Raw genomic sequence first — 18370 nt, 5'->3', positions numbered from 1 at the left:
GTCGTTCGTGCCCATGAGTGGGTCGGCGGCTGGCGCAGCGAGGCACCGGGATCGTCAGGCTAGCAGGGTCCAGGCAATATTGTTGGTTGGCTAAGTCGCACTACTGCACAATTAATTGGTATTTTTTTACGCTGTACGTTAGCTGAGGAAACATTCAAGGCCACGCGCCATGCGCGGAGGCCCGGCGTGATTTTATGCTTTCCGGTTATCTGGATGCGGCTTTCATCGGGCTATACTGGTTCTCTCCCGACCCTTTTGTCACGCTCATGCACACCGACAGTCTGCTCGCCAATGCCCCCACCGCCGAACGCGTCGTCGCAACGACTTCCGCTACCACGGTCCCTGACACAACAGCGCCGAGAGTCGTGTCGGTCAGCGGGACCGTCGACGGGCCTCTCACATTGGTATTTGACGAGGTCATCCAGGTGCGTGGCGGCCATCTCTCGCTGCTGGCCGGGAATTTGTCGACGCAGCTCGAATCGTTCGACCTGACCGGCCCCGCGGTGACGGTCAGCGGCAATACGCTCACATTGACCCCCGATCATTTATTTGATGTACGCAGTTATACGGTGGCCTTCAACCGCGGGATCACCGACGCCGCCGGCAACCCCTACGAGACTAGCCGATTCGTAGGACCGTTCGAGATCAACACACTGCGTAATGGCGACACCGCGCTTTCCGGCATCAGCGCCGAAACTCGTGGTCGTGTGACCGGTACCGATGCCAACACGCGCGATACGGCAGTCTTTCCCGGAGCTCTATCCGAATTCACATTCACCAAGACCGCGACCGGCTATACCGTGCCGATCCCCTGGGCCAAAGATTCGTCGGAGCTGACCAGTATCGAACGCGCCCTGTTCACTGAAAGCAAGGACGCGCTGGCCCTGTCCATGGCGGGCAACCTGGGCCAGGTGTACCGCCTGTACCAGGCCGCGTTCGACCGTACACCCGACAAGATCGGTTTCGGTTTCTGGCTAGCGGTCAGCGACGCGGGCCAGACGTTGACGGCGATCTCGCAGAGCTTCATCGACAGCGCAGAATTCACCGACCTGTATGGCGCCAATACCAGCAATATGGCCTTCATCGATGCGCTGTATGACAACGTACTGCATCGCGACGGCGAAGCGTCCGGTGTCGCATTCTGGAATGCTGCGCTGGAGTATGGAACCAGTCGCGCGGACGTACTCATTGAATTTGCCGAGAGCGTAGAAAATCGCGCGCAACTGGCGGACGTGATTGGCAATGGCTTTACCTATACGCCGTATGGGTAAGTCGCTCGCGCTCTTGTAAGGCGCAGCGTTGCGTATCTGGTCAGGTACTTTCCCTGATTCACACGAGGAAAAACTCGAGGCCACGCGCCATCGCCGGGAAGGTTGCCGAACCGTGATCTTCATGCGCCAGCAGGTGGAACTGCACACGCGCCAGGGTGTTGGTCTTTTGCAGCCGCTCGCCCAGTTCGCGCGCGTTGTCCACCATGCGGCGCGCAGCGGCGATGGCGTCACGGCCCTGCAGCGGACCATGTGCAGTTGACGGTTGTTCCAGTTCACCCACGGCCAGCATCAGCGACGGTTTCGCGGGCAGGGTGGCAACGCGCCGATTGAAACCGTCCATGCCATCCAGTACCACACGCTCGCGGTACCAGATCGACGGGCTGGCCGCCAGGTAAGTCTGGAACATTGCCGGGCGGGTGAACAAAGCGTGCAATGTGCACAGCCCGCCGTACGAATGACCATACAGCGCCTGGCGTGCCGGATCGAGCGGCGCCAGCGCGGCGATCAGCGGCTTGAGTTCGCGTTCGACAAAGTCGAGGAACAGGTCGGCGCCGCCTTCCTTCGCAGGACCGCCTGCACCAGGGGGCGGCGTGTAATCGCGACCACGCCCCATCCCGTAATCGAACTCGCCCGGATAGCCGATGCCGATGACAACGGGCAGCGCAGCGCCCCGCCGCAGGATCGTGCGCGCCATCAGCGCCAGCGTCGGGAAGGTCGCATTGCCGTCGAGCGCGTAGACGACCGGGTAGCCGGCGGGCGGGGGCGGGGTGGTCGGGATACTGACGAAGATGCGGTAGGTCTGGCCGGTGATGGGCGAGGTGATGTCGAGCTGCCGGGCCTGGTGCAGCGTGGCGGGTTGCCACTCAGCCGCGGCGCGGGCCAGCGGGGTGGCGAGGGCGGTCAGTGCGGCAGCGGCGCCGAGGATGCGGCGGCGTGGAAAGGACGTGGGAACGGCAGCAGGAGTGGCCATGCGCGTGTTTAAAGATGAGAATGATTCTCATTGTAACGCAGCGCGCTGGCCGCCGTTACCCCGGCGCCGGCACCACCGGCGTCGCCGCCGGCTGCGCACCCGCCGCCCCCGGCTGTGGATTGCTGGCGCGCGGCAGCGAGCGGCTCACTTCAATGCCCTGGTTGAAGAGGTTGACGATCGGCGCGCCGAGGTACGGCAGCACCAGGCTCAGCGTCAAAAAGCCCACGCCCAGCGTGATCGGAAAGCCGATGCCGAAGATGTTCAGCTGCGGTGCGGCGCGCGTCAGAATGCCGAGGGCGACCTGCGTGATCAAGAGCGCGGCGATGATCGGCATGGCGATCTGCAGCCCGGCCGAGAAGATGCGCCCGCCCCAGCGCACCAGTTCCAGCGCCGTGTTCGATGAAAATGGCGTGTCGGTGATGGGCATCGTGATGAAGCTTTCGGCCAGCGCCTCGAGCAGGATCAGGTGGCCGTTCACGGCCAGAAACGCCATCGTCGCGACCAGCGCCATGAACTGGCTGATGGCCGACGAGCGCCCGCGCGTGCTGGGGTCGAAGAACATGGCGAAACCCAGGCCCATCGTCTGGCTCGATACTTCGCCGGCGTACTCGATCGCGGCAAATACGATGCGCATGGCAAAGCCCATCGCCAGTCCGATGATCATTTCCTTGGTCAAAATAAGGAGGCCCGCCCACGAGGTCGGATCGGCCGCCGGCACGGCCGGCACGAGGGGCGCGATGACGATCGCCAGCAGGATGCCCAGCGCGAGCTTGGCACGCACCGGCACGCTGGCATTGCCGAACAGCGGGGCGGCGGCGATCAGGCCGAGAATGCGCGACAGCGGCCACAGCAGGCCGGCGATCCAGGCATTCATTTCCGCCGAGGTCAGCGTCAGCATCGGGCGCCTCCGGGCGTGCGCACGCGGGCCTTAGCCGATCAGGCCGGGAATACCCGTGAACACCTGGCGCATATAGTCCAGCATCACCGACAGCATCCACGGGCCGGCCACCACCAGGGTGACGAACACGCCGACCAGTTTCGGGATGAACGAGAGCGTGGCCTCGTTGATCTGGGTCGCGGCCTGGAAAATACTGATGACCAGGCCGACGATCAGCGCCACCAGCAACAGCGGCGCCGAGACCATCAGGGTCACTTCCATGGCCGTGCGGCCCATCGTCATTACGCTCTCGGGAGTCATCGCGCGGCGTCCTCTAGTAGAAGCTCTGGGACAGCGAGCCCAGCAGAAGTTGCCAGCCGTCGACCAGCACGAACAGCATCAGCTTGAACGGCAGCGCGATGACGGCCGGGGACATCATCATCATGCCCATCGCCATCAGGACCGACGCCACCACCATGTCGATGATCAAAAACGGAATGAAGATCGCAAAGCCGATCTGGAACGCCGTCTTGAGTTCACTCGTGACGAACGCCGGAATCAGGACCCGCAGCGGAATGTCTTCGGGGCCCTGCAGCGCTGGCGAGCGCGAAATCTTGACGAACAGTGCCAGGTCGGACTCGCGCGTCTGCTTGATCATGAATTCCTTGAGCGGCACGGCGCCCCGGTTCATGGCCTCGGTCATCTGGATCTGGTTGTTCTGCAGCGGCAGATACGCTTCGCTGTAGATGCGGTCGAAAGTCGGCCCCATCACGAAGAACGTCAGGAACAGCGCCAGCCCCACCATCACCTGGTTCGGCGGCGCGGTCTGGGTGCCAAGCGCCTGGCGCAGCAGCGAGAGCACGATGATGATGCGCGTGAAGCTCGTCATCATCAGGAGGGCAGCGGGCAAGAAGGTGAGCGAGGTGAGCAGTAGCAGCGTCTGGACCGGCAGCGAATACGCGGTGCCGCCATTGGCTGCCGGGCTGCTCTGGAACGCCGGAATGCCGGGCTGGGCCGCCGCGATCAGCGGCAGCAGGGCCAGGCCAGCGGCCAGCCACAGGTGTTTATGACGCATTGCGTTTGTCCATCGTGTTCTTGAGCCAGTCGGCAAAGCGTGTGGCGGGGAGACTGCCTTGTCCGGCGCCCGTGCCTGCGCCCAGGTCGACGTCCTGGCGCGGCATCGTGTGCAGCGCGTTCACGCGGCCCGGTGCGGCGCCGACGACGATCCACTGGTCGCCCACTTCCACCACCATGATGCGTTCGCGTCCGCCGATATTCAGCGCCCCGACCACGCGCAGATTGGCCAGGCCGCCGCCCGGCTTGGGGCCGTAGCGCTTGAGCAGCCAGGCCAGGCCGATCAACAGACCCAGCACGAGCAGCAGCGCGAAAATGGTTTGCAGCAGACCGGCCGCGCCTGAGCCGCCCGATGCCGGCAGCGCGACTTGCGGCGGCGGGCGCATCGGCGTGATGGCCGGCGCGGTGGTCGTGGTGGAGGGCGCCGTCGTGGCCGCCGTCACTGCCGGTGTAGCAAGTTCGGCAGGCTCTGCAGGTTCTGCAGGCACTGCAGGCACGGCAGCATCGCCCGGCAGCGCGGCAACCGGCGGTGCGGTCACGGCGGGCACCGTGGCCGGCGCCGGTACAGCGGGTGTCGCCGGCCGGCCGGTCGTGGTATCACTGGCTGGCGCCGTCTGCTGCGCCAGCGCGAGCGGTGCCGCCAGCAGCAGCGCAGCGATGGTCGTGGAATAGCTGGCGGCGCGGCGTGCGATCATTTATTGAGTTTGCGAATCCGCTCGGATGGCGTGATGATGTCGGTGAGCCGGATGCCGAACTTGTCGTTCACGACCACCACCTCGCCCTGGGCGATCAGGCAACCGTTGACGAGCACGTCCATCGGTTCACCCGCCAGGCCATCAAGCTCGACGACCGAACCCTGCGCCAGTTGCAGCAGGTTCTTGATGGCGATCTTGGTGCGGCCCAGTTCGACCGTCAGTTGCACCGGGATGTCGAGGATGAAGTCGATGTCGTTCGGCGTTTCGTTGCGCGCGCCCTTGTTCGAAAAATCCTTGAACACGGCTGCGGCGGCCACCGGTGCGGCGGCCGCAGAGGACGTCTGGCGTTCGAGTGCTGCCGCTTCGGCCGCGGCCTGTTCGGCAATGGCGGCGCCCCAATCGTCGTCGATGTTTTCCTGGTCTTCCTGATTGTCGGACATGGTGTTCTCCTGTGCGGCGGGCGCTGCGCGCCTCGCCAATATACCGATTACTTGTTGAATGTGTCGCTATTGGCGAGCAGCTTCTCGACCTTCAGCGCGTATTGCCCGCTGAAGACGCCGTAGCTGCAGTCCATCACGGGTACGCCGTCGACGGTGGCCTGCACCATCTCGGGCACCACGATCGGGATCACGTCGCCGATTTTCATGTTGAGGATTTCGTCGAAGTTGGCCTTGCCATGGCCCAGCACCGCCACCAGCTCGACTTCGGCGACCTGGATCTGCTGCGTCATCAGGCGCACCCAGCGCTTGTCGACTTCCAGCGCTTCGCCCTGCAGGCTCGAGGTCAGTGCATCGCGGATCGGCTCGATCATCGAATACGGCATGCAGAAGTGGATCTGACCCGACACCGAGCCCAGCTCCACCGTGAAGGTGCACGACACGACCACTTCGTTCGGCGTGGCGATGTTGGCGAACTGCGTGTTCATCTCGGAACGGATGAACTCGAATTCGACCGGGAACACCGGCTCCCACGACTTGGCGTACGCCTCGAAGATGATGTCGAGGATACGCATGATGATGCGCTGCTCGGTCTGGGTAAAATCGCGGCCCTCGACGCGGGTGTGGAAGCGCCCGTCGCCACCGAACAGGTTATCCACCAGCAGGAATACGAGGCCCGGATCGAGCACCATTAGCGCCGTGCCGCGCAGCGGCTTCATGTGCACCAGGTTCAGGTTGGTCGGGACCACGAGGTTACGGATGAACTCGCTGTATTTTGACACCCGCACCGAGCCGACTGACACTTCGGCGCTGCGGCGCAGGAAGTTGAACAACCCAATCCGCAAATACCTGGCGAAGCGCTCGTTGATGATCTCGAGCGTCGGCATGCGGCCGCGCACGATGCGCTCCTGCGTTGCCAGGTTGTAGGTGCGGACCCCCGAGGTGTCTTCAGGCGCCGAGATGTCGTCCTGATCGCCGTTGACCCCTTTTAAGAGGGCATCGACTTCTTCCTGGGAGAGGAAATTATCGGCCATGTTTGTCTGGATTTACTGGATGATGAACGAGGTGAATAATACGTCGGACACTTCCTGTTCGTCGCCATCTTTCTCGAAGGGTTCGGTAATGGCCGTCCGGATCTCGGTGGCGAGCTGCTGCTTGCCCTCGACGGTGCTGATCTCGGATGCCTTTTTGCTCGACAACAGCAGCAGCATGCGATTGCGCACGATCGCCATATTGTCCTTGACCAGCGTGGCCTGCTCGGCGCCCGCCACTTGCAGCGTGAACTGCACTTGTAAATACTGTTCGCCGTTTTCCGGTTGCAGGTTCACGGTGAACGATTCGATCGGCACGTACTCGGCTTTCGCGTCCGGGTTCTTCTTTTTCTTTTTCTTGTGCTCTTTGGCCGGCGCCTCTTCTTCTTCGCCATGGGCCGCTGACCCCTGCGTGAAGTACCAGCCTGCACCGGCGCCTGCGCCCAGTACCAGCACGGCGGCGAGGATCATGATGATCAGCTTTTTCTTCGAGCCGGAAGGTGCCGCTGCGGTGTCCGCTTTCGGATCAGCTTTCATTTTCGGATTCGCTTTCAAGATGTGTCTTTGCCGCTGGTTGGTGAGGGTTCATCATTATGGCATTGTCGTGGAAAGATGCGTCCCAGCAAGCCTCGAATAGAGGGTGGAAGCCGTGGTAATCCGTGTGATTGTTGCTGGGGCGCGATGACAGAATAGAAAAGGGCGGCCGCGCGGCCGCCCCCGGGACACCAATGCGGCATCAGGCGAACAGATCGACCATGCCACGGTCGCCGATCGAGACGGTGCGCGTGCGCGGCGCGACCTCGTTCACGGCCGGCGCGGCATCCTGGCCGTCACCCGTCAGGCCACCGGCGCCGCCCTGGCCGCCCTGGCCGCCCTGCGCCCGGCGGTCACTGTCCTGCTGCTGGCGCTGGTCGGGCACATTGGCGTCGACCGTGGCGTTGCCGAGCGCGATGCCGCTTTCGCTCATCATTTCGCGCAGGCGGGGCAGGGCGTTTTCAAGCGCCTGGCGCACGTCGAGCTGGTCGGACGAGAAGGCCACGGTGGCCTGGTCGTTGCTCACGTTCAGCACGATCTGCACCGGGCCCAGGTCGGGCGGGTTCAGGGTCAGCGTGGCCGCCTGCTCCTTGCCGACCATGTACACGATGCGCTGGCTGACCTGGTTGTCCCAAGCCTGGGTGCCCAGGCGCGCCGGGATGCGGTCACCCGGCATCGCCGGATTGCCCGTGGCATCGACCCTGGCCGCCTGGGCCTGCAGCGCGGCCAGCGGGGCCGGGGCTTCTTCGGCCACTGGCAATTGCTGCTGCTGTTGCTGTGTATCGCGCAACTGGGCCTGGAACTGGCCGACGTCCTGCTCGCCCTGTGGCAGCGCGGTGCCGGGTGCCTGAGTGGTGCGCAGGTCGGCAGGTGCCTGCTGCACGCCGCTGGCGAGTGCCTGGCCCTTGCCGCCGGCGGCGTCCGTGTCGTCGGTAGCGCCGGTGGTCATGGCTTTCATGTTGTCGAGCGCCGTTTCGAGCGCCGTCAGTTGTGCGTCGCCTTCCGTGGCGGCGCCGGCTGCGGCTGCGTCGGTGCTGATGGTGGCAGCGGTGCTGGCCGGCTGGCTCAGGCTGGCCATGAAGGCGAGCATGTCGGTGACCGGCGTGGTGGCTGCCGCTGCGGCCGCGGCCGCTTCTGCTGCAGCCGCGTCGTCGGCATCGCTTGCCGCATCCGCCGTGTTGCTGCTGGCCGCCTGCGTGGACTTGGCGTCACCGTCGTGCATCGGCGGGCGGATGGTCGAGCGGGTCGGGCCGTCGCGTACCGGATCGCGGTTGGCCGGTTTGTCGGCATTTGCCGGTTTTGGCCCTTGCGCCGGTTTCGGTTGCGCGGCCGGTTGTGGCGGCGGCGCAGCCGGCTGGCGCGTGGCCATTTCACGGTTCAGCGTGGCGCTGAATCCGCCAGTGCCGCTGCTCCGTGCTGCGTCGGCCAGGCGATCCGGCGTGGCCGGGCGCTGCGTCGTGGCGTTGGCGCCGGTGATCTGGAACGGGAGGGTGTTGGTCTGCATCGTCATGGTGGACTCGACTATCGACGTTGGTTCAGCGTTGTTTGTAACGGGCGCCACGGGCTGCGTGGTCATCCATCTGCTTCTGGTCGCGCTTGTTCTCGACCTTGAGTGCTTCGCTTGCTGCGCGTTCGTTCAGCGTGCGGTAGGACAGGCGCTTGCGCTCGCTTTCCTGCCAGGTCGTGCGCTCGAACGTCGCCTTGTTCTGCGCGTGTTTGAGCACTTCGCGCTGGCCATTCAATGCGTGGTCCAGCTTGCCGATGAAGGCAACGAAGTTGTGGTACGCGAAAGGCGTGATGCCGTCCATCTGGGCGGTGTCGAGCTTGCGCGCGTATTCGTCGCGGTAACCGACCAGCATGGCCAGCTTCTGCTCGGCGTCCTCGACCAGTTTCAGGGCCGCACCGAGCCGCTTGGCGGCCGCGTCGGAATCGCGTTGCGCCAGGTCGATCAGTGTTTCGAGAGCGGAAGCTTGTGCCATGGTGAATTACATTCTACCGGCATGACGTTGCCCGCAATCACTAGAATAACGTGGTCAATCGCCCCAAGCTCTCGGGAAGCGAGGCATTGTCATGGATTTCCTGGCACAGGAATTCCTCGATCTCGGTGTTCTTGGCAATCGCCATGTCGAGCACCGGATCGCTGCCGGCCGCATACGCGCCCACACTGATCAGGTCGCGCGAGCGCTGGTAGCGCGAATACAGCTGCTTGAGCTTGCGCGCCGCCAGCTGGTGCTCATGCGTGGTGATCGAGTGCATGGCGCGCGAGATCGATTGTTCGATGTCGATGGCCGGATAGTGGCCTGCTTCGGCCAGGTGCCGGTTGAGCACGATGTGGCCGTCGAGAATACCGCGCGCCGCATCGGCGATCGGATCCTGCTGGTCGTCGCCCTCGGACAGCACGGTATAAAACGCCGTGATCGAGCCGCCACCTTCGAGGCCGTTGCCGGCCCGTTCGACCAGTACCGGCAGCTTGGCGAACACGGATGGCGGATAGCCCTTGGTCGCCGGCGGCTCGCCGATGGCCAGCGCGATCTCGCGCTGCGCCATCGCGTAGCGGGTCAGCGAATCCATGATCAGCATGACGTTCTTGCCCTGGTCGCGGAAATATTCGGCAATGGCGGTGGCGTAGGCCGCGCCCTGCAGGCGCAGCAGTGGCGGCGAGTCGGCCGGTGCGGCGACCACGGCCGAGCGCGCGCGGCCTTCCGGGCCCAGGATCTGATCGATGAATTCCTTCACCTCGCGGCCCCGTTCACCGATCAGGCCGACGACGATGATCTCGGCTTCGGTGTAGCGCGCGATCATGCCGAGCAAGACCGATTTACCGACACCGGTACCGGCAAACAGGCCCAGGCGCTGGCCGCGGCCGACCGTCAGCATCGAATTGATGGCGCGCACGCCGACGTCGAGCGTGTCCTTGATCGGCGCGCGGTCGAGCGGATTAACGGGGCGGGCGTTGAGCGGCGCCATGTCGGACGTGCCGAGCGGCCCCAGGCCATCGAGTGGCCGGCCGGCGCCATCGACGACGCGGCCCAGCAGCTGGATGCCTACCGGCAGGTGGCGCGCGCGGTCTTGCGGCCGGCGCCGCCCGTGCGGCACGCTGCCCGGCGGCGGCAGCACGCTCTCGACGGGGAACACGCGCGAGCCGGGCACGACGCCTTCGGTGTCGCTTTGCGGCATCAAAAACAGGCGCTCGCCCTCGAACCCGACCACTTCGGCCTCGATCTGGCCGCTGGCGGTGGGAATCGTGCAGGCCGCGCCCACAGCCAGGCGCAGGCCAACGCATTCCATGACCAGGCCCGCCACGCGCGTGACGCGGCCCGAAATCTGCAGCGGCTCGGCAAAGCTGACGAGCGTGTCGCAATCGCGGATATACGCTTTCCAGCGCGCCGTATGGCGGTCGTGCGAGGACGCCTGGGGCGGGTGCAGGGTGGTGTGGTCGTCCATGTTACGGGCTCAGCCAGTCGACATTGGCGGCCAGCGCGTGCGTCAGGCGTTGCCAGCGCGCCTCGACCTGGGCATCGATCTGGTTGCTGGCCGTTTCAACGCGGCAGCCACCACGCGCGATTGCGGCATTTTCGATGATGCGCCAGCCGCCGGTGGCCAGTTCTTCGGCCATGCCATGGCGTATCAGTTCGGCGTCCTGCGGGTTGAGCATGAGAAGGGCAGGCTGCTGCAGGATCGGCAACTGGTTGATGGCGTCGCGCACCACCGACATGATGAGCTCGGGCCGCACGTCCAGACCGGTGCGCACCATGCCGCGCGCCAGGCGCAGCGCCAGGTCGAGCACGTCTTTGGCGATCGTCTCGTCGGCCTGCGACACGGCGTCGCCAAAGCTGGCAGCGACCGTGCGCAATTGCTCCAGTTCTTCTTTGGCCGCTTGCTCGCCTTCAGCGCTGCCGGCGGCGAAGCCTTCGGCATGGCCTGCAGCGTGGCCTTCGGCATGGCCCTGCGTGCGGCCTTCGTCCAGGCCCTGCGCGAAGCCTTCCTGGCGCGCTGCCTCGCGCATCGCTTCGAGTTCTTCGACGCTGGGCAGCATGACGTTCGGCGGCAGGCCGGCACCGATGCTGTTCAGCGACACGCCCGCCGGCACTGCGGGCGGGGATGGCTGCTCAGCAGCGCGCCGGGCAAGCGTGCTGGGGCGCTCGTCGCCAAACGAGGCCATCTCCCAGCGCTGGTAGGCGCTCTGCTGTTCTTTTGAAATTGCCATCAGACGAACGAATCCTCTCCTTTACCACCCAGCACGATCTGGCCTTCATCGGACAGTCGCCGCACGATCTGCAGAATCTGCTTCTGCTGGGATTCCACTTCAGACAAGCGCACGGGACCTTTCGATTCCAGGTCTTCGCGCATCATTTCGCTGGCGCGCTGCGACATATTCTTGAACACCTTCTCGCGCAGATCCTGCGAGGCGCCCTTGAGCGCGATGATCAGCATGTCGGACTGTACTTCACGCAACAGCAACTGGATACCACGATCGTCGATATCGATAATATTGTCGAACACGAACATCTCGTCCATGATCTTCTGCGCCATGTCGTTGTCGTAGTTCTTGATGTTGTCCATCACGGCCGATTCCTGCTCGCCGCTCATGAAGTTCAAGATCTCGGCCGCAGTACGCACACCGCCCAGCGACGACTTCTTGATGTGCTCATTGCCCGACAACAGCTTGGTCAGCACGTCGTTCAGTTCGCGCAGCGCCGCCGGCTGCACGCCGTCGAGCGTCGCGATACGCAGCACCACGTCGTTGCGCAACCGCTCAGTAAAGTTTGCCAGAATTTCACAGGCCTGGTCGCGCTCGAGGTGGACCAGGATCGTGGCGATGATCTGCGGGTGCTCGTTGCGGATGAGTTCGGCGACCGACACCGAGTCCATCCACTTCAGGCTCTCGATGCCCGACGCGTCCTTGCCGCCGAGAATCCGGTTGAGCAGCACGGCCGCCTTGTCGTCGCCCAGCGCCTTGGTCAGCACCTGGCGGATGTACTCGTCCGAATCCAGTCCCACGGTCGAGTGCAGATTGGTCTCGGTGACAAAGTCTTCGAGCACCGTGACCACCTGATCGTGCTGCACCGCCTTCATCTGCGCCATCGCGGCGCCCAGCTTGAGCACTTCGCGCGGGCCCAGGAACTTCATCACCTCGGCCGCTTCGGCCTCGCCCAGGGCCAGCATCAGGATGGCGGCCTTGTTGGTATTGTCTTTGTCTTTATCACTCATTTGAACCCAACCATCCCTTGATCACGTTGGCGACGATGCGCGGATCCTTGCTTGCCAGCTCTTGCGCCATTTTCAGGTTGGCGCGGTAACCCATGTCCTGGCGTATCTTTTCTTCTTCCTTGATCGCTTCTTCGGCCGGCGTGTCGGCGACTTCTTCTTCGGCGTTCTCGTCCTTTTCTTCTTCCTTCGGCTCTTCCGGCACGGCCGTGGCTTCGTCGAACTTCTTGATGGCCGGGCGCAGCAGCGGACGCAGGAAGCGGAAGTACAGGAAGGCGATCACGGCAGCCACGAAGGCATAGCGGGCCAGGTCCTTGAACAGCGGGAAGTTCGCCGGATCGCTCCACCAGGTCGGTTCTACCACTGCCTCGGCCGGTTTGTCCACGCCGTCGAATGGCGCGTTGGTCACGTTCAGCGTGTCGCCGCGCGCCTGGTTGTAGCCCATCGCCTGCTTGACCAGCTCATTGATCTGGGCCACTTCGGCCGCGGCCAGCGGACGCACGGTGACCTTGCCGGTGGCCGGATCGACGATGCGGCGGTGATTCACGACCACGCCGACCGTCAGGCGCTTGATGCCGCCCATCGGACGCTGCTCGTAGCGGATGGTCTTGTCGACTTCGTAATTCGTGGTCGAGTTCTTGCTGGTCGGGGCGCTTGGCTGCGCGCCTTCGGCTGGCGGTGCGCCGTCGATCGGCGCCGTGTTCACGCCCGGCGGCTGGTTCGACAGCGCGCCCGGCACGCCGGATGCCGCGCCACCTGCGCCGACCACTTCCGAACTTTGCGTGCTGCGGATCGCCTGCGGCTCCGGTGGCGAATTCGGCTTGTACATCTCGGCAGCCGTATCGACCTGGGCAAAGTCCACCTCGGCGGTCGCTTCGGCGCGCACATTGCCTTCGCCGACGAGCGGCTTGATGATCGACTCGACCTGCTTGATGATGTTCTGCTGGACCTGGTCAACGTACTTGAGCTGGGTCGGATCGAGCGACTTGCCGCCCGCGCCCTTGTTGCTGGTATCCGACAGCAGCGCGCCGTTCTGGTCGATGACGGTGACGTTGCCGGTGGTCAGTTCCGGCACGCTCGAGGCAACCAGGTGGACGATGGCGCTGACCTGGCCCGGATCGAGCGCGCGGCCCGGCTGCAGGTTCAGCAGCACGGACGCGGTCGGCTTTTGCTGGTCGCGCACGAAGACGGACGGTTTTGGCAACGCCAGGTGGACGCGCGCGGCGGCGACCGAACCCAGCGACTGGATCGAACGCGCCAGCTCGCCTTCGAGCGAGCGCTGGTAGTTGACCTGTTCCAGGAATTGCGAGACGCCCAGCTTCTGGTTTTCCATCAGCTCGAAGCCGACGTTGCCGCCTTTCGGCAAGCCCTGGGCCGCAAGCTTCAGGCGCAGGTCGTGGATCTGCTCGGCCGGCACGAGGATCGCATTGCCGCCTTCCGAAAACTTGTACTGCACACCCATCTGGTCGAGCGACGCGGTAATGGCGCCGCCATCACGGTCGCTGTAATTAGCGAACAGGATCCGGTACTCCGGCGCCTGGCTCCACATCCAGACCGCAATCATCAACGCCAGAATGAGCGCGACACCACCACCCACGGCAACGCGCTTGCCCATGGTCGTCTGGAAAAACGACGGGGTAGCGGGGGCCGGCGTGCCTGGTGGCGTGTCGATAAGGTTTTCAGCAGTTGCTGCCATGGTGGAGGGGCCTGGTCAAAATGGGTGGGGACAGCACGCATTATGGAGCCACCGGGCAACATTCAAACCCCGAAATAGCGGGCGTTTACGGGCCTGATTCGCACGTCAAATTCGCTTTTGCGCTGCTATTCTGCTTTCCTGAGTGCATTTGTAGAGTTTTCTGCAAGGCGAACACAAGCGGAGGGCAAGATGAGTATTGGCGGCATCGGCGGGATTGATACAAGCCGGATCCAGGCCATGATGGAGCAGCTCAAGGCGGCAGCGACCAAGGCGTCGGCAGCGCCCGAGGTGGCCAATGGCCTGGGCGGCGCGAGCGCGATCGGGGGCAAACCCACGGTCAAGCTCGATTTTGCGGAAGCCCTGCACAGCACGCTGCAGGGCGTGAGCGATCGTTCGGCCGAGGCGCAAGCCCTGAGCAAGCGGTTCACGATGGGTGACGATACGGTCAGCCTGTCGGACACGATGGTGGCGATGCAAAAATCGAGCATTGCGTTCCAGGCGACTGTGCAGGTACGCAACAAAATGATTTCCGCCTATCAGGACATCATGAACATGCAGGTGTAATGCCCTAGCGGTCGAGCGTATCGAGCTTGCGGTCGAGCATATCGCCGCGCGTGCGCATGGTCTGCTCGGCCTGCTGGAGCGTGCGTTCGGTAACGCCATCGATGGCCGGGCCGCTGGAAGGCACGATGCGCGGCGTGATGACGACAATCGTTTCGGTGGCCGCGCCGCCGTCGTCGGTGCTGCCAAAGGCGCCGCCAATCACCGGAATATCCGACAGCAGCGGGATACCCAGGCGCCGGTAGGTGCGGCTGCGCTTGATCAGGCCGCCGATCAGCACCGGTTGTCCGTCACTGGCCACCAGTTGCGTATTCACTTCAGTCGTCTTCTTTGACGGAATGCCGGCCGATACCGAGCCCGAGCTGACCTCAGGCCGGATCTTCATCATGATGCGCCCGTCGGCGTCGACCGACGGCGTCACGCGCAGGATCACGCCGGTGTCGAGGAACTCGATCGATTCGGACGTGACATTGTTGATCGTCGTCGTCAGCCGGTAGCCCAGCTGGTCGCCGACATTCGTGCTCGCCTCCTGATCCTCGAGGGCGAGCAGGCGCGGCGTGGCCAGCGTGTGCACGCGGCCCTTGTTGCTCAGCGCGCTCAGGTAGGCCTCGATATTTCCATTGACCAGGTTCAGGAAAAAGCGCGGGCCGGCGCGCGTGGCAAAGCCTGTCGCGCCCACTGTGTCGGGGCCATCGCCGCTGAACACGCGCGACCAGTCGACCCCGAAGTTTTCGTTCTGGTCGAGCGTGATTTCCAGGATCTTTGCTTCGATCAGGATCTGCTGCGGCGCACGGTCGATTTCACGCAGCACCAGCGCTGCGCGCTCCAGGCCCGCCGCGGTCGCTTCGATCACGAGCGTCTTGGTCTGGTCGAGCACGGTGACCGTGCCGGGCACGCCGATCTGGCGCGCCAGGATGGCGCCCACCTTGGTCACGTCGGCGTAGCGCACCTTCATCGCCTTCACCTGCAGAATGGCGCCGCGCTCGGGCAGCGCGGTCTTCGGATCCGAAATCAGGAAACCGCCCGCACGTTCCGTGACCGCAAAGCCGCCGGCTTCGGCGATTGCCTCGATCGCCTCGCGCACCGTCATGTCGTACAGGTTGATCGAGACGTTGCCGCCAACCCCCTTGCCAAGCACGATATTGATGCGCGCGCTGCGCGCAATCATGTTGAACAATTCTTCGATGGGCGTGTCGCGGAATGTATACGACATCGTCACCGGGGCCAGCGGTACCGGTGCGGTGGCCGTGCTTTTCGTCACCACGGCCGGCGCGACAGTGTTCGCGGCTGCGGGCAGTGCGAGCGACGCCCAGGCTGCGCACAGGGCGACGAGCAGGAAGCGCGGCGTCATTGGGTGTCCTTGTCCTGCATGGTCAGCAGGTGCTGGTTGCCGGCGTGCGCCAGCAGCACGCCGCGCGCATCGATGCGCACGACCGTATAGCCGGCGACGCGCTCGCCGGTGGCCACGACATTGCCGTCAAGATTGGCCAGCGAATGCGCGCCGTTGAGCACCACCGCGCGCAGGCGTGGCGGCGTGGCGGGCACGGGCGCAGGCGCATCAGCGGCCAATGGCGCGCTGGCCGGGAGCCGGCTCACGAACGGATCGCGCACGATGCGGGGCGGCGTGGCCAGCACATTGGCTGCCAGGCCAGCAAGGACCAGCGCCAGCGTCGGCATCAAAGTGTGTTTCATGGTGGTGGTGTTCCAGTGTCGTGGATGACAAGCTGCAGGGTGATGGCGCGGTCGTCGGTATCGTCGGCGGCTTCCACGGTCAGTTGGTGGATGCCCACGGTTGGCTGCTGCCGCTCGATGGCGGCGAGCCAGTCCAGCAGGGCGGTGTAGCGGGCGCTGGCGACGATCTCGACCGTGAGCAGGCGCACGCCGCCCACGGTGCGCTGCGCGCCTTGCGCTGCCGACAACACGGCCACGTCGGACGCTGCAGCAATGCGACTGACCGCCGCGATGAGGGCCAGCGGCTCCGGGGGCGCTGGCGCCGGCGTGATGGCAGCGGCGAAGACCGTCGGCGGCGCAGCGCCTGGTGTGGCCGTGCCCGCTGCTTCGAGTGCGGCCAGCGCTGCCTTGTGCTGCCGGTAGGCGGCCAGCGGCGCGCGCAGGGCCAGCGTCCAGGCCAGCAGCAGCGCGATGACGATCGCGCCGCCGACGATGAGATTGAGCTGGCGCGCGGGCAGGGCGGCGAGCAGGTCGCGCAGTTTCGGGCTCATGGCGCCTCCACCGGCGGGACCAGCATGACCACGGCGCGGAAATCGATCGCCGCCGTCGACGGATTGGCGCTGCTCGAGAGCAGTTCGACGCCATGCATGCCGGGCATGCGCCCCAGGTTCGACAGGAAATCCGTGATGCCGTTGTAATCGGCAGCCTGACCGGCCAGTTCGACGCTGCTGATCATCACCAGCGTGCCGCCATCGGCGTTGCCGGTGGCGAATGTCGTTGCCCGGCTGTCCGGGGCCGGGGCCGAAGCGGTGGCCGGGGCCGCCGTGGCCAGTTGCAGGTCGCGCTGCAGATTGATGGCGGTCAGCCAGGCATTCGCGGGCAGGGCGCTGTCGATGGCGGCGGCCAGTGCGGCCAGTTCGCCTTCGCGCCGCAGCGCGCGCAGCAGGCCCTGCTGCTGCACGAGACGTTCGCGCGCCGCGTACGCGGTGGCCGCCTGCGCCTGGCTGGTCTGCGCCGCGCTGGCTGCCTGCTGCAGCGTGGCCGTGCGGCGCTCCAGCGCGGCGCTCTGCCAGCGCAGCGCCCCGCTGCCTGTCGCCGCGGCCAGGACGATCGCCGTCAGCGCCATGCCGGCGCGGCGCAGCGTGCGGCGCACGCGCACGCCATCTCGATAGCTGCGCGGGATCATGTCGATATCAGCCATCGGCGCCTCCGCGCAGCGCCAGGCCGGTGGCCAGCGCGAGCGATGTCGTCGCCTGTTCGCCTGCCGTGCCGTGTGCCATATTTTGGGCCGACTCGGGGAAAGCACCGAACGGATCGAGCAGGTGCACCGGCACGTCGATCAGCTCGGCGATCCGGGACTGGATGTCGGGGTAGCGCGCCAGGCTGCCATTGAGGTACAGGCGGCTGATCGAGCTGCCGCGCGTGCGCGAGGCCACGTACACCTGGGTATGGGCGAGTTCGTCTGCCAGTGCCTGGCAGGCCGGGTGCAGGATGGCGCGGATCGCGCGCCGCAGCTCGATGTGCGGATCGTCGATGGCCATGCCGGGGCGCGCGCCGATGCCGTGCTGGCGCAGCAGGCTGGCGGCCGTATCGGGTTGCAGGTCGAGCGCGCCCGCAACAGCCCCCGCCAGCATGTCTTCGCCAAACGCAATCTCGCGATCGAGCATCAGGCGCCGGCCCCAGATCACGGTCAGGTAGCTTTTGGCAGCGCCGAAATTGAGCAGCGCGACCGACTGGCCGACGTCGCTGCCGTGCAGCGTGGCCAGCAGGCGGCCGATGGCAGCCGGGCCGATGTCAAGGGCGACCGGCTCCAGGCGCGCGTGTTCCAGCATCGCCAGGTAATCGAGCACCCGGTGCTTGAGCGCGGCAGCGACCAGCACCTGCCGTTCGCCGCCATCCATGTCGGCGCCGCGCACCTGGTAATAATCGATGACGTGCTGCCCGGCGCGCTCGCCCAGTTGCTCGCTCACCGCGCGGCCCACTGCCTGCGCCTCGGTCTGGCCGGTGGCGACGTGCACGGTGAGCGGCAGGATGCGCACGTCGGCCGGGGGCAGCGCGGAAATCACGCGGCGGCCCTGGAAAGGCGCCTGCGCCAGCGCGGCATCGACGAATTGCACCAGCGCCTTCGGGGAGGCCAGCAGCACGTCACGCGGCATCGGATAGGGCAGCGAACTGGCAGCGCGCAGCCGCCAGCCGCCATCGCGCCAGTCGGCCTGTACCAGGTTGAGCCGGTTGGCGGCGAAGTCGGCGCCAATGGGCCGCGCGCTTGAGGGCTGCAGGCGGCGTCGCAGGCCAGCCACAAGACGATGGAGGGTCATGGCGCGGCGTCTCCAGTCATGGCGCCA

General features: G+C 65.3%; 21 protein-coding genes. 2 read left to right on the top strand and 19 right to left on the bottom strand.

Going from position 1 to position 18370, the window contains the following annotated elements; all coding sequences use genetic code 11:
* The first annotated feature begins 194 nt into the window (after positions 1 to 194).
* Positions 195 to 1271 (top strand): DUF4214 domain-containing protein, encoded by a 1077-nt coding sequence (locus AC1MGT_RS06075; RefSeq protein WP_499503431.1) that lies wholly within the window; start codon positions 195 to 197, stop codon positions 1269 to 1271.
* A gap of 58 nt (positions 1272 to 1329) precedes the next feature.
* Here the strand turns inward: AC1MGT_RS06075 and AC1MGT_RS06070 are convergent, their stop codons facing one another.
* From AC1MGT_RS06070 to fliF, 14 genes are all read right to left on the bottom strand, one after another.
* Positions 1330 to 2241 (bottom strand): alpha/beta hydrolase, encoded by a 912-nt coding sequence (locus AC1MGT_RS06070; RefSeq protein WP_499503430.1) that lies wholly within the window; start codon positions 2239 to 2241, stop codon positions 1330 to 1332.
* Between the two features lie 55 nt (positions 2242 to 2296).
* The gene (gene fliR, locus AC1MGT_RS06065; protein WP_499503429.1) at positions 2297 to 3139 is read right to left on the bottom strand and encodes a flagellar biosynthetic protein FliR; all 843 of its coding nucleotides are present in this window, start codon (positions 3137 to 3139) and stop codon (positions 2297 to 2299) included.
* 30 nt (positions 3140 to 3169) lie between these two features.
* The gene (gene fliQ, locus AC1MGT_RS06060; protein WP_332532384.1) at positions 3170 to 3439 is read right to left on the bottom strand and encodes a flagellar biosynthesis protein FliQ; all 270 of its coding nucleotides are present in this window, start codon (positions 3437 to 3439) and stop codon (positions 3170 to 3172) included.
* Between the two features lie 13 nt (positions 3440 to 3452).
* Positions 3453 to 4193, bottom strand: coding sequence for a flagellar type III secretion system pore protein FliP (gene fliP, locus AC1MGT_RS06055; RefSeq protein ID WP_258835324.1), 741 nt, complete (start codon positions 4191 to 4193; stop codon positions 3453 to 3455).
* Positions 4183 to 4887 carry a flagellar biosynthetic protein FliO gene (gene fliO, locus AC1MGT_RS06050; protein ID WP_499503428.1) on the bottom strand — a complete coding sequence of 235 codons (705 nt, stop codon included), beginning with the start codon at positions 4885 to 4887 and terminating at the stop codon, positions 4183 to 4185. The genes fliP and fliO overlap by 11 nt, the downstream gene beginning before the upstream one ends.
* Positions 4884 to 5327 (bottom strand): flagellar motor switch protein FliN, encoded by a 444-nt coding sequence (gene fliN / locus AC1MGT_RS06045; protein WP_332532382.1) that lies wholly within the window; start codon positions 5325 to 5327, stop codon positions 4884 to 4886. Before fliN ends, fliO begins: the two co-directional genes overlap by 4 nt.
* 47 nt (positions 5328 to 5374) lie before the next feature.
* Positions 5375 to 6358 (bottom strand): flagellar motor switch protein FliM, encoded by a 984-nt coding sequence (gene fliM / locus AC1MGT_RS06040; protein ID WP_183555716.1) that lies wholly within the window; start codon positions 6356 to 6358, stop codon positions 5375 to 5377.
* Between the two features lie 12 nt (positions 6359 to 6370).
* Complete coding sequence (gene fliL / locus AC1MGT_RS06035) at positions 6371 to 6892, bottom strand: flagellar basal body-associated protein FliL (protein ID WP_332532381.1); 522 nt, start codon at positions 6890 to 6892, stop codon at positions 6371 to 6373.
* Positions 6893 to 7091: 199 nt separating this feature from the next.
* Entirely contained in the window at positions 7092 to 8399 is a 1308-nt protein-coding gene (locus AC1MGT_RS06030; protein ID WP_499503427.1) for a flagellar hook-length control protein FliK, read from the bottom strand.
* A 25-nt stretch (positions 8400 to 8424) separates the two neighbouring features.
* Positions 8425 to 8868 (bottom strand): flagellar export protein FliJ, encoded by a 444-nt coding sequence (gene fliJ / locus AC1MGT_RS06025; RefSeq protein WP_332532379.1) that lies wholly within the window; start codon positions 8866 to 8868, stop codon positions 8425 to 8427.
* A 40-nt stretch (positions 8869 to 8908) separates the two neighbouring features.
* Complete coding sequence (gene fliI / locus AC1MGT_RS06020) at positions 8909 to 10333, bottom strand: flagellar protein export ATPase FliI (protein WP_499503426.1); 1425 nt, start codon at positions 10331 to 10333, stop codon at positions 8909 to 8911.
* Position 10334: 1 nt separating this feature from the next.
* Entirely contained in the window at positions 10335 to 11096 is a 762-nt protein-coding gene (fliH, locus tag AC1MGT_RS06015; protein WP_499503425.1) for a flagellar assembly protein FliH, read from the bottom strand.
* Entirely contained in the window at positions 11096 to 12100 is a 1005-nt protein-coding gene (fliG, locus tag AC1MGT_RS06010) for a flagellar motor switch protein FliG (RefSeq protein WP_482899802.1), read from the bottom strand. Before fliG ends, fliH begins: the two co-directional genes overlap by 1 nt.
* The gene (gene fliF, locus AC1MGT_RS06005) at positions 12093 to 13793 is read right to left on the bottom strand and encodes a flagellar basal-body MS-ring/collar protein FliF (RefSeq protein ID WP_499503424.1); all 1701 of its coding nucleotides are present in this window, start codon (positions 13791 to 13793) and stop codon (positions 12093 to 12095) included. The genes fliG and fliF overlap by 8 nt, the downstream gene beginning before the upstream one ends.
* 189 nt (positions 13794 to 13982) lie before the next feature.
* Here fliF and fliE point away from each other — a divergent pair, with 189 nt between their 5' ends.
* The gene (gene fliE / locus AC1MGT_RS06000) at positions 13983 to 14357 is read left to right on the top strand and encodes a flagellar hook-basal body complex protein FliE (protein ID WP_183555708.1); all 375 of its coding nucleotides are present in this window, start codon (positions 13983 to 13985) and stop codon (positions 14355 to 14357) included.
* 4 nt (positions 14358 to 14361) lie between these two features.
* Here fliE and AC1MGT_RS05995 read toward each other — a convergent pair whose 3' ends face one another.
* The 5 genes from AC1MGT_RS05995 to pilM are packed head-to-tail and all read right to left on the bottom strand — an operon-like array spanning position 14362 to position 18343.
* Complete coding sequence (locus AC1MGT_RS05995; protein WP_499503423.1) at positions 14362 to 15705, bottom strand: type II secretion system protein GspD; 1344 nt, start codon at positions 15703 to 15705, stop codon at positions 14362 to 14364.
* The gene (locus tag AC1MGT_RS05990) at positions 15702 to 16046 is read right to left on the bottom strand and encodes a hypothetical protein (RefSeq protein ID WP_499503422.1); all 345 of its coding nucleotides are present in this window, start codon (positions 16044 to 16046) and stop codon (positions 15702 to 15704) included. The genes AC1MGT_RS05995 and AC1MGT_RS05990 overlap by 4 nt, the downstream gene beginning before the upstream one ends.
* Positions 16043 to 16576, bottom strand: a complete 534-nt coding sequence (locus tag AC1MGT_RS05985) for a GspMb/PilO family protein (protein ID WP_499503421.1) — start codon at positions 16574 to 16576, stop codon at positions 16043 to 16045. The genes AC1MGT_RS05990 and AC1MGT_RS05985 overlap by 4 nt, the downstream gene beginning before the upstream one ends.
* Positions 16573 to 17226, bottom strand: coding sequence for a PilN domain-containing protein (locus tag AC1MGT_RS05980; RefSeq protein ID WP_499503420.1), 654 nt, complete (start codon positions 17224 to 17226; stop codon positions 16573 to 16575). Before AC1MGT_RS05980 ends, AC1MGT_RS05985 begins: the two co-directional genes overlap by 4 nt.
* Positions 17219 to 18343, bottom strand: a complete 1125-nt coding sequence (pilM, locus tag AC1MGT_RS05975; protein WP_499503419.1) for a pilus assembly protein PilM — start codon at positions 18341 to 18343, stop codon at positions 17219 to 17221. The genes AC1MGT_RS05980 and pilM overlap by 8 nt, the downstream gene beginning before the upstream one ends.
* Positions 18344 to 18370: the final 27 nt, after the last annotated feature.

The sequence above is a fragment of the Telluria sp. BA11 genome (genome assembly GCF_056680305.1).
The sequence above is the reverse complement of the archived record's forward strand: the minus strand, read 5'-3'. Positions and strand labels throughout refer to the sequence as shown.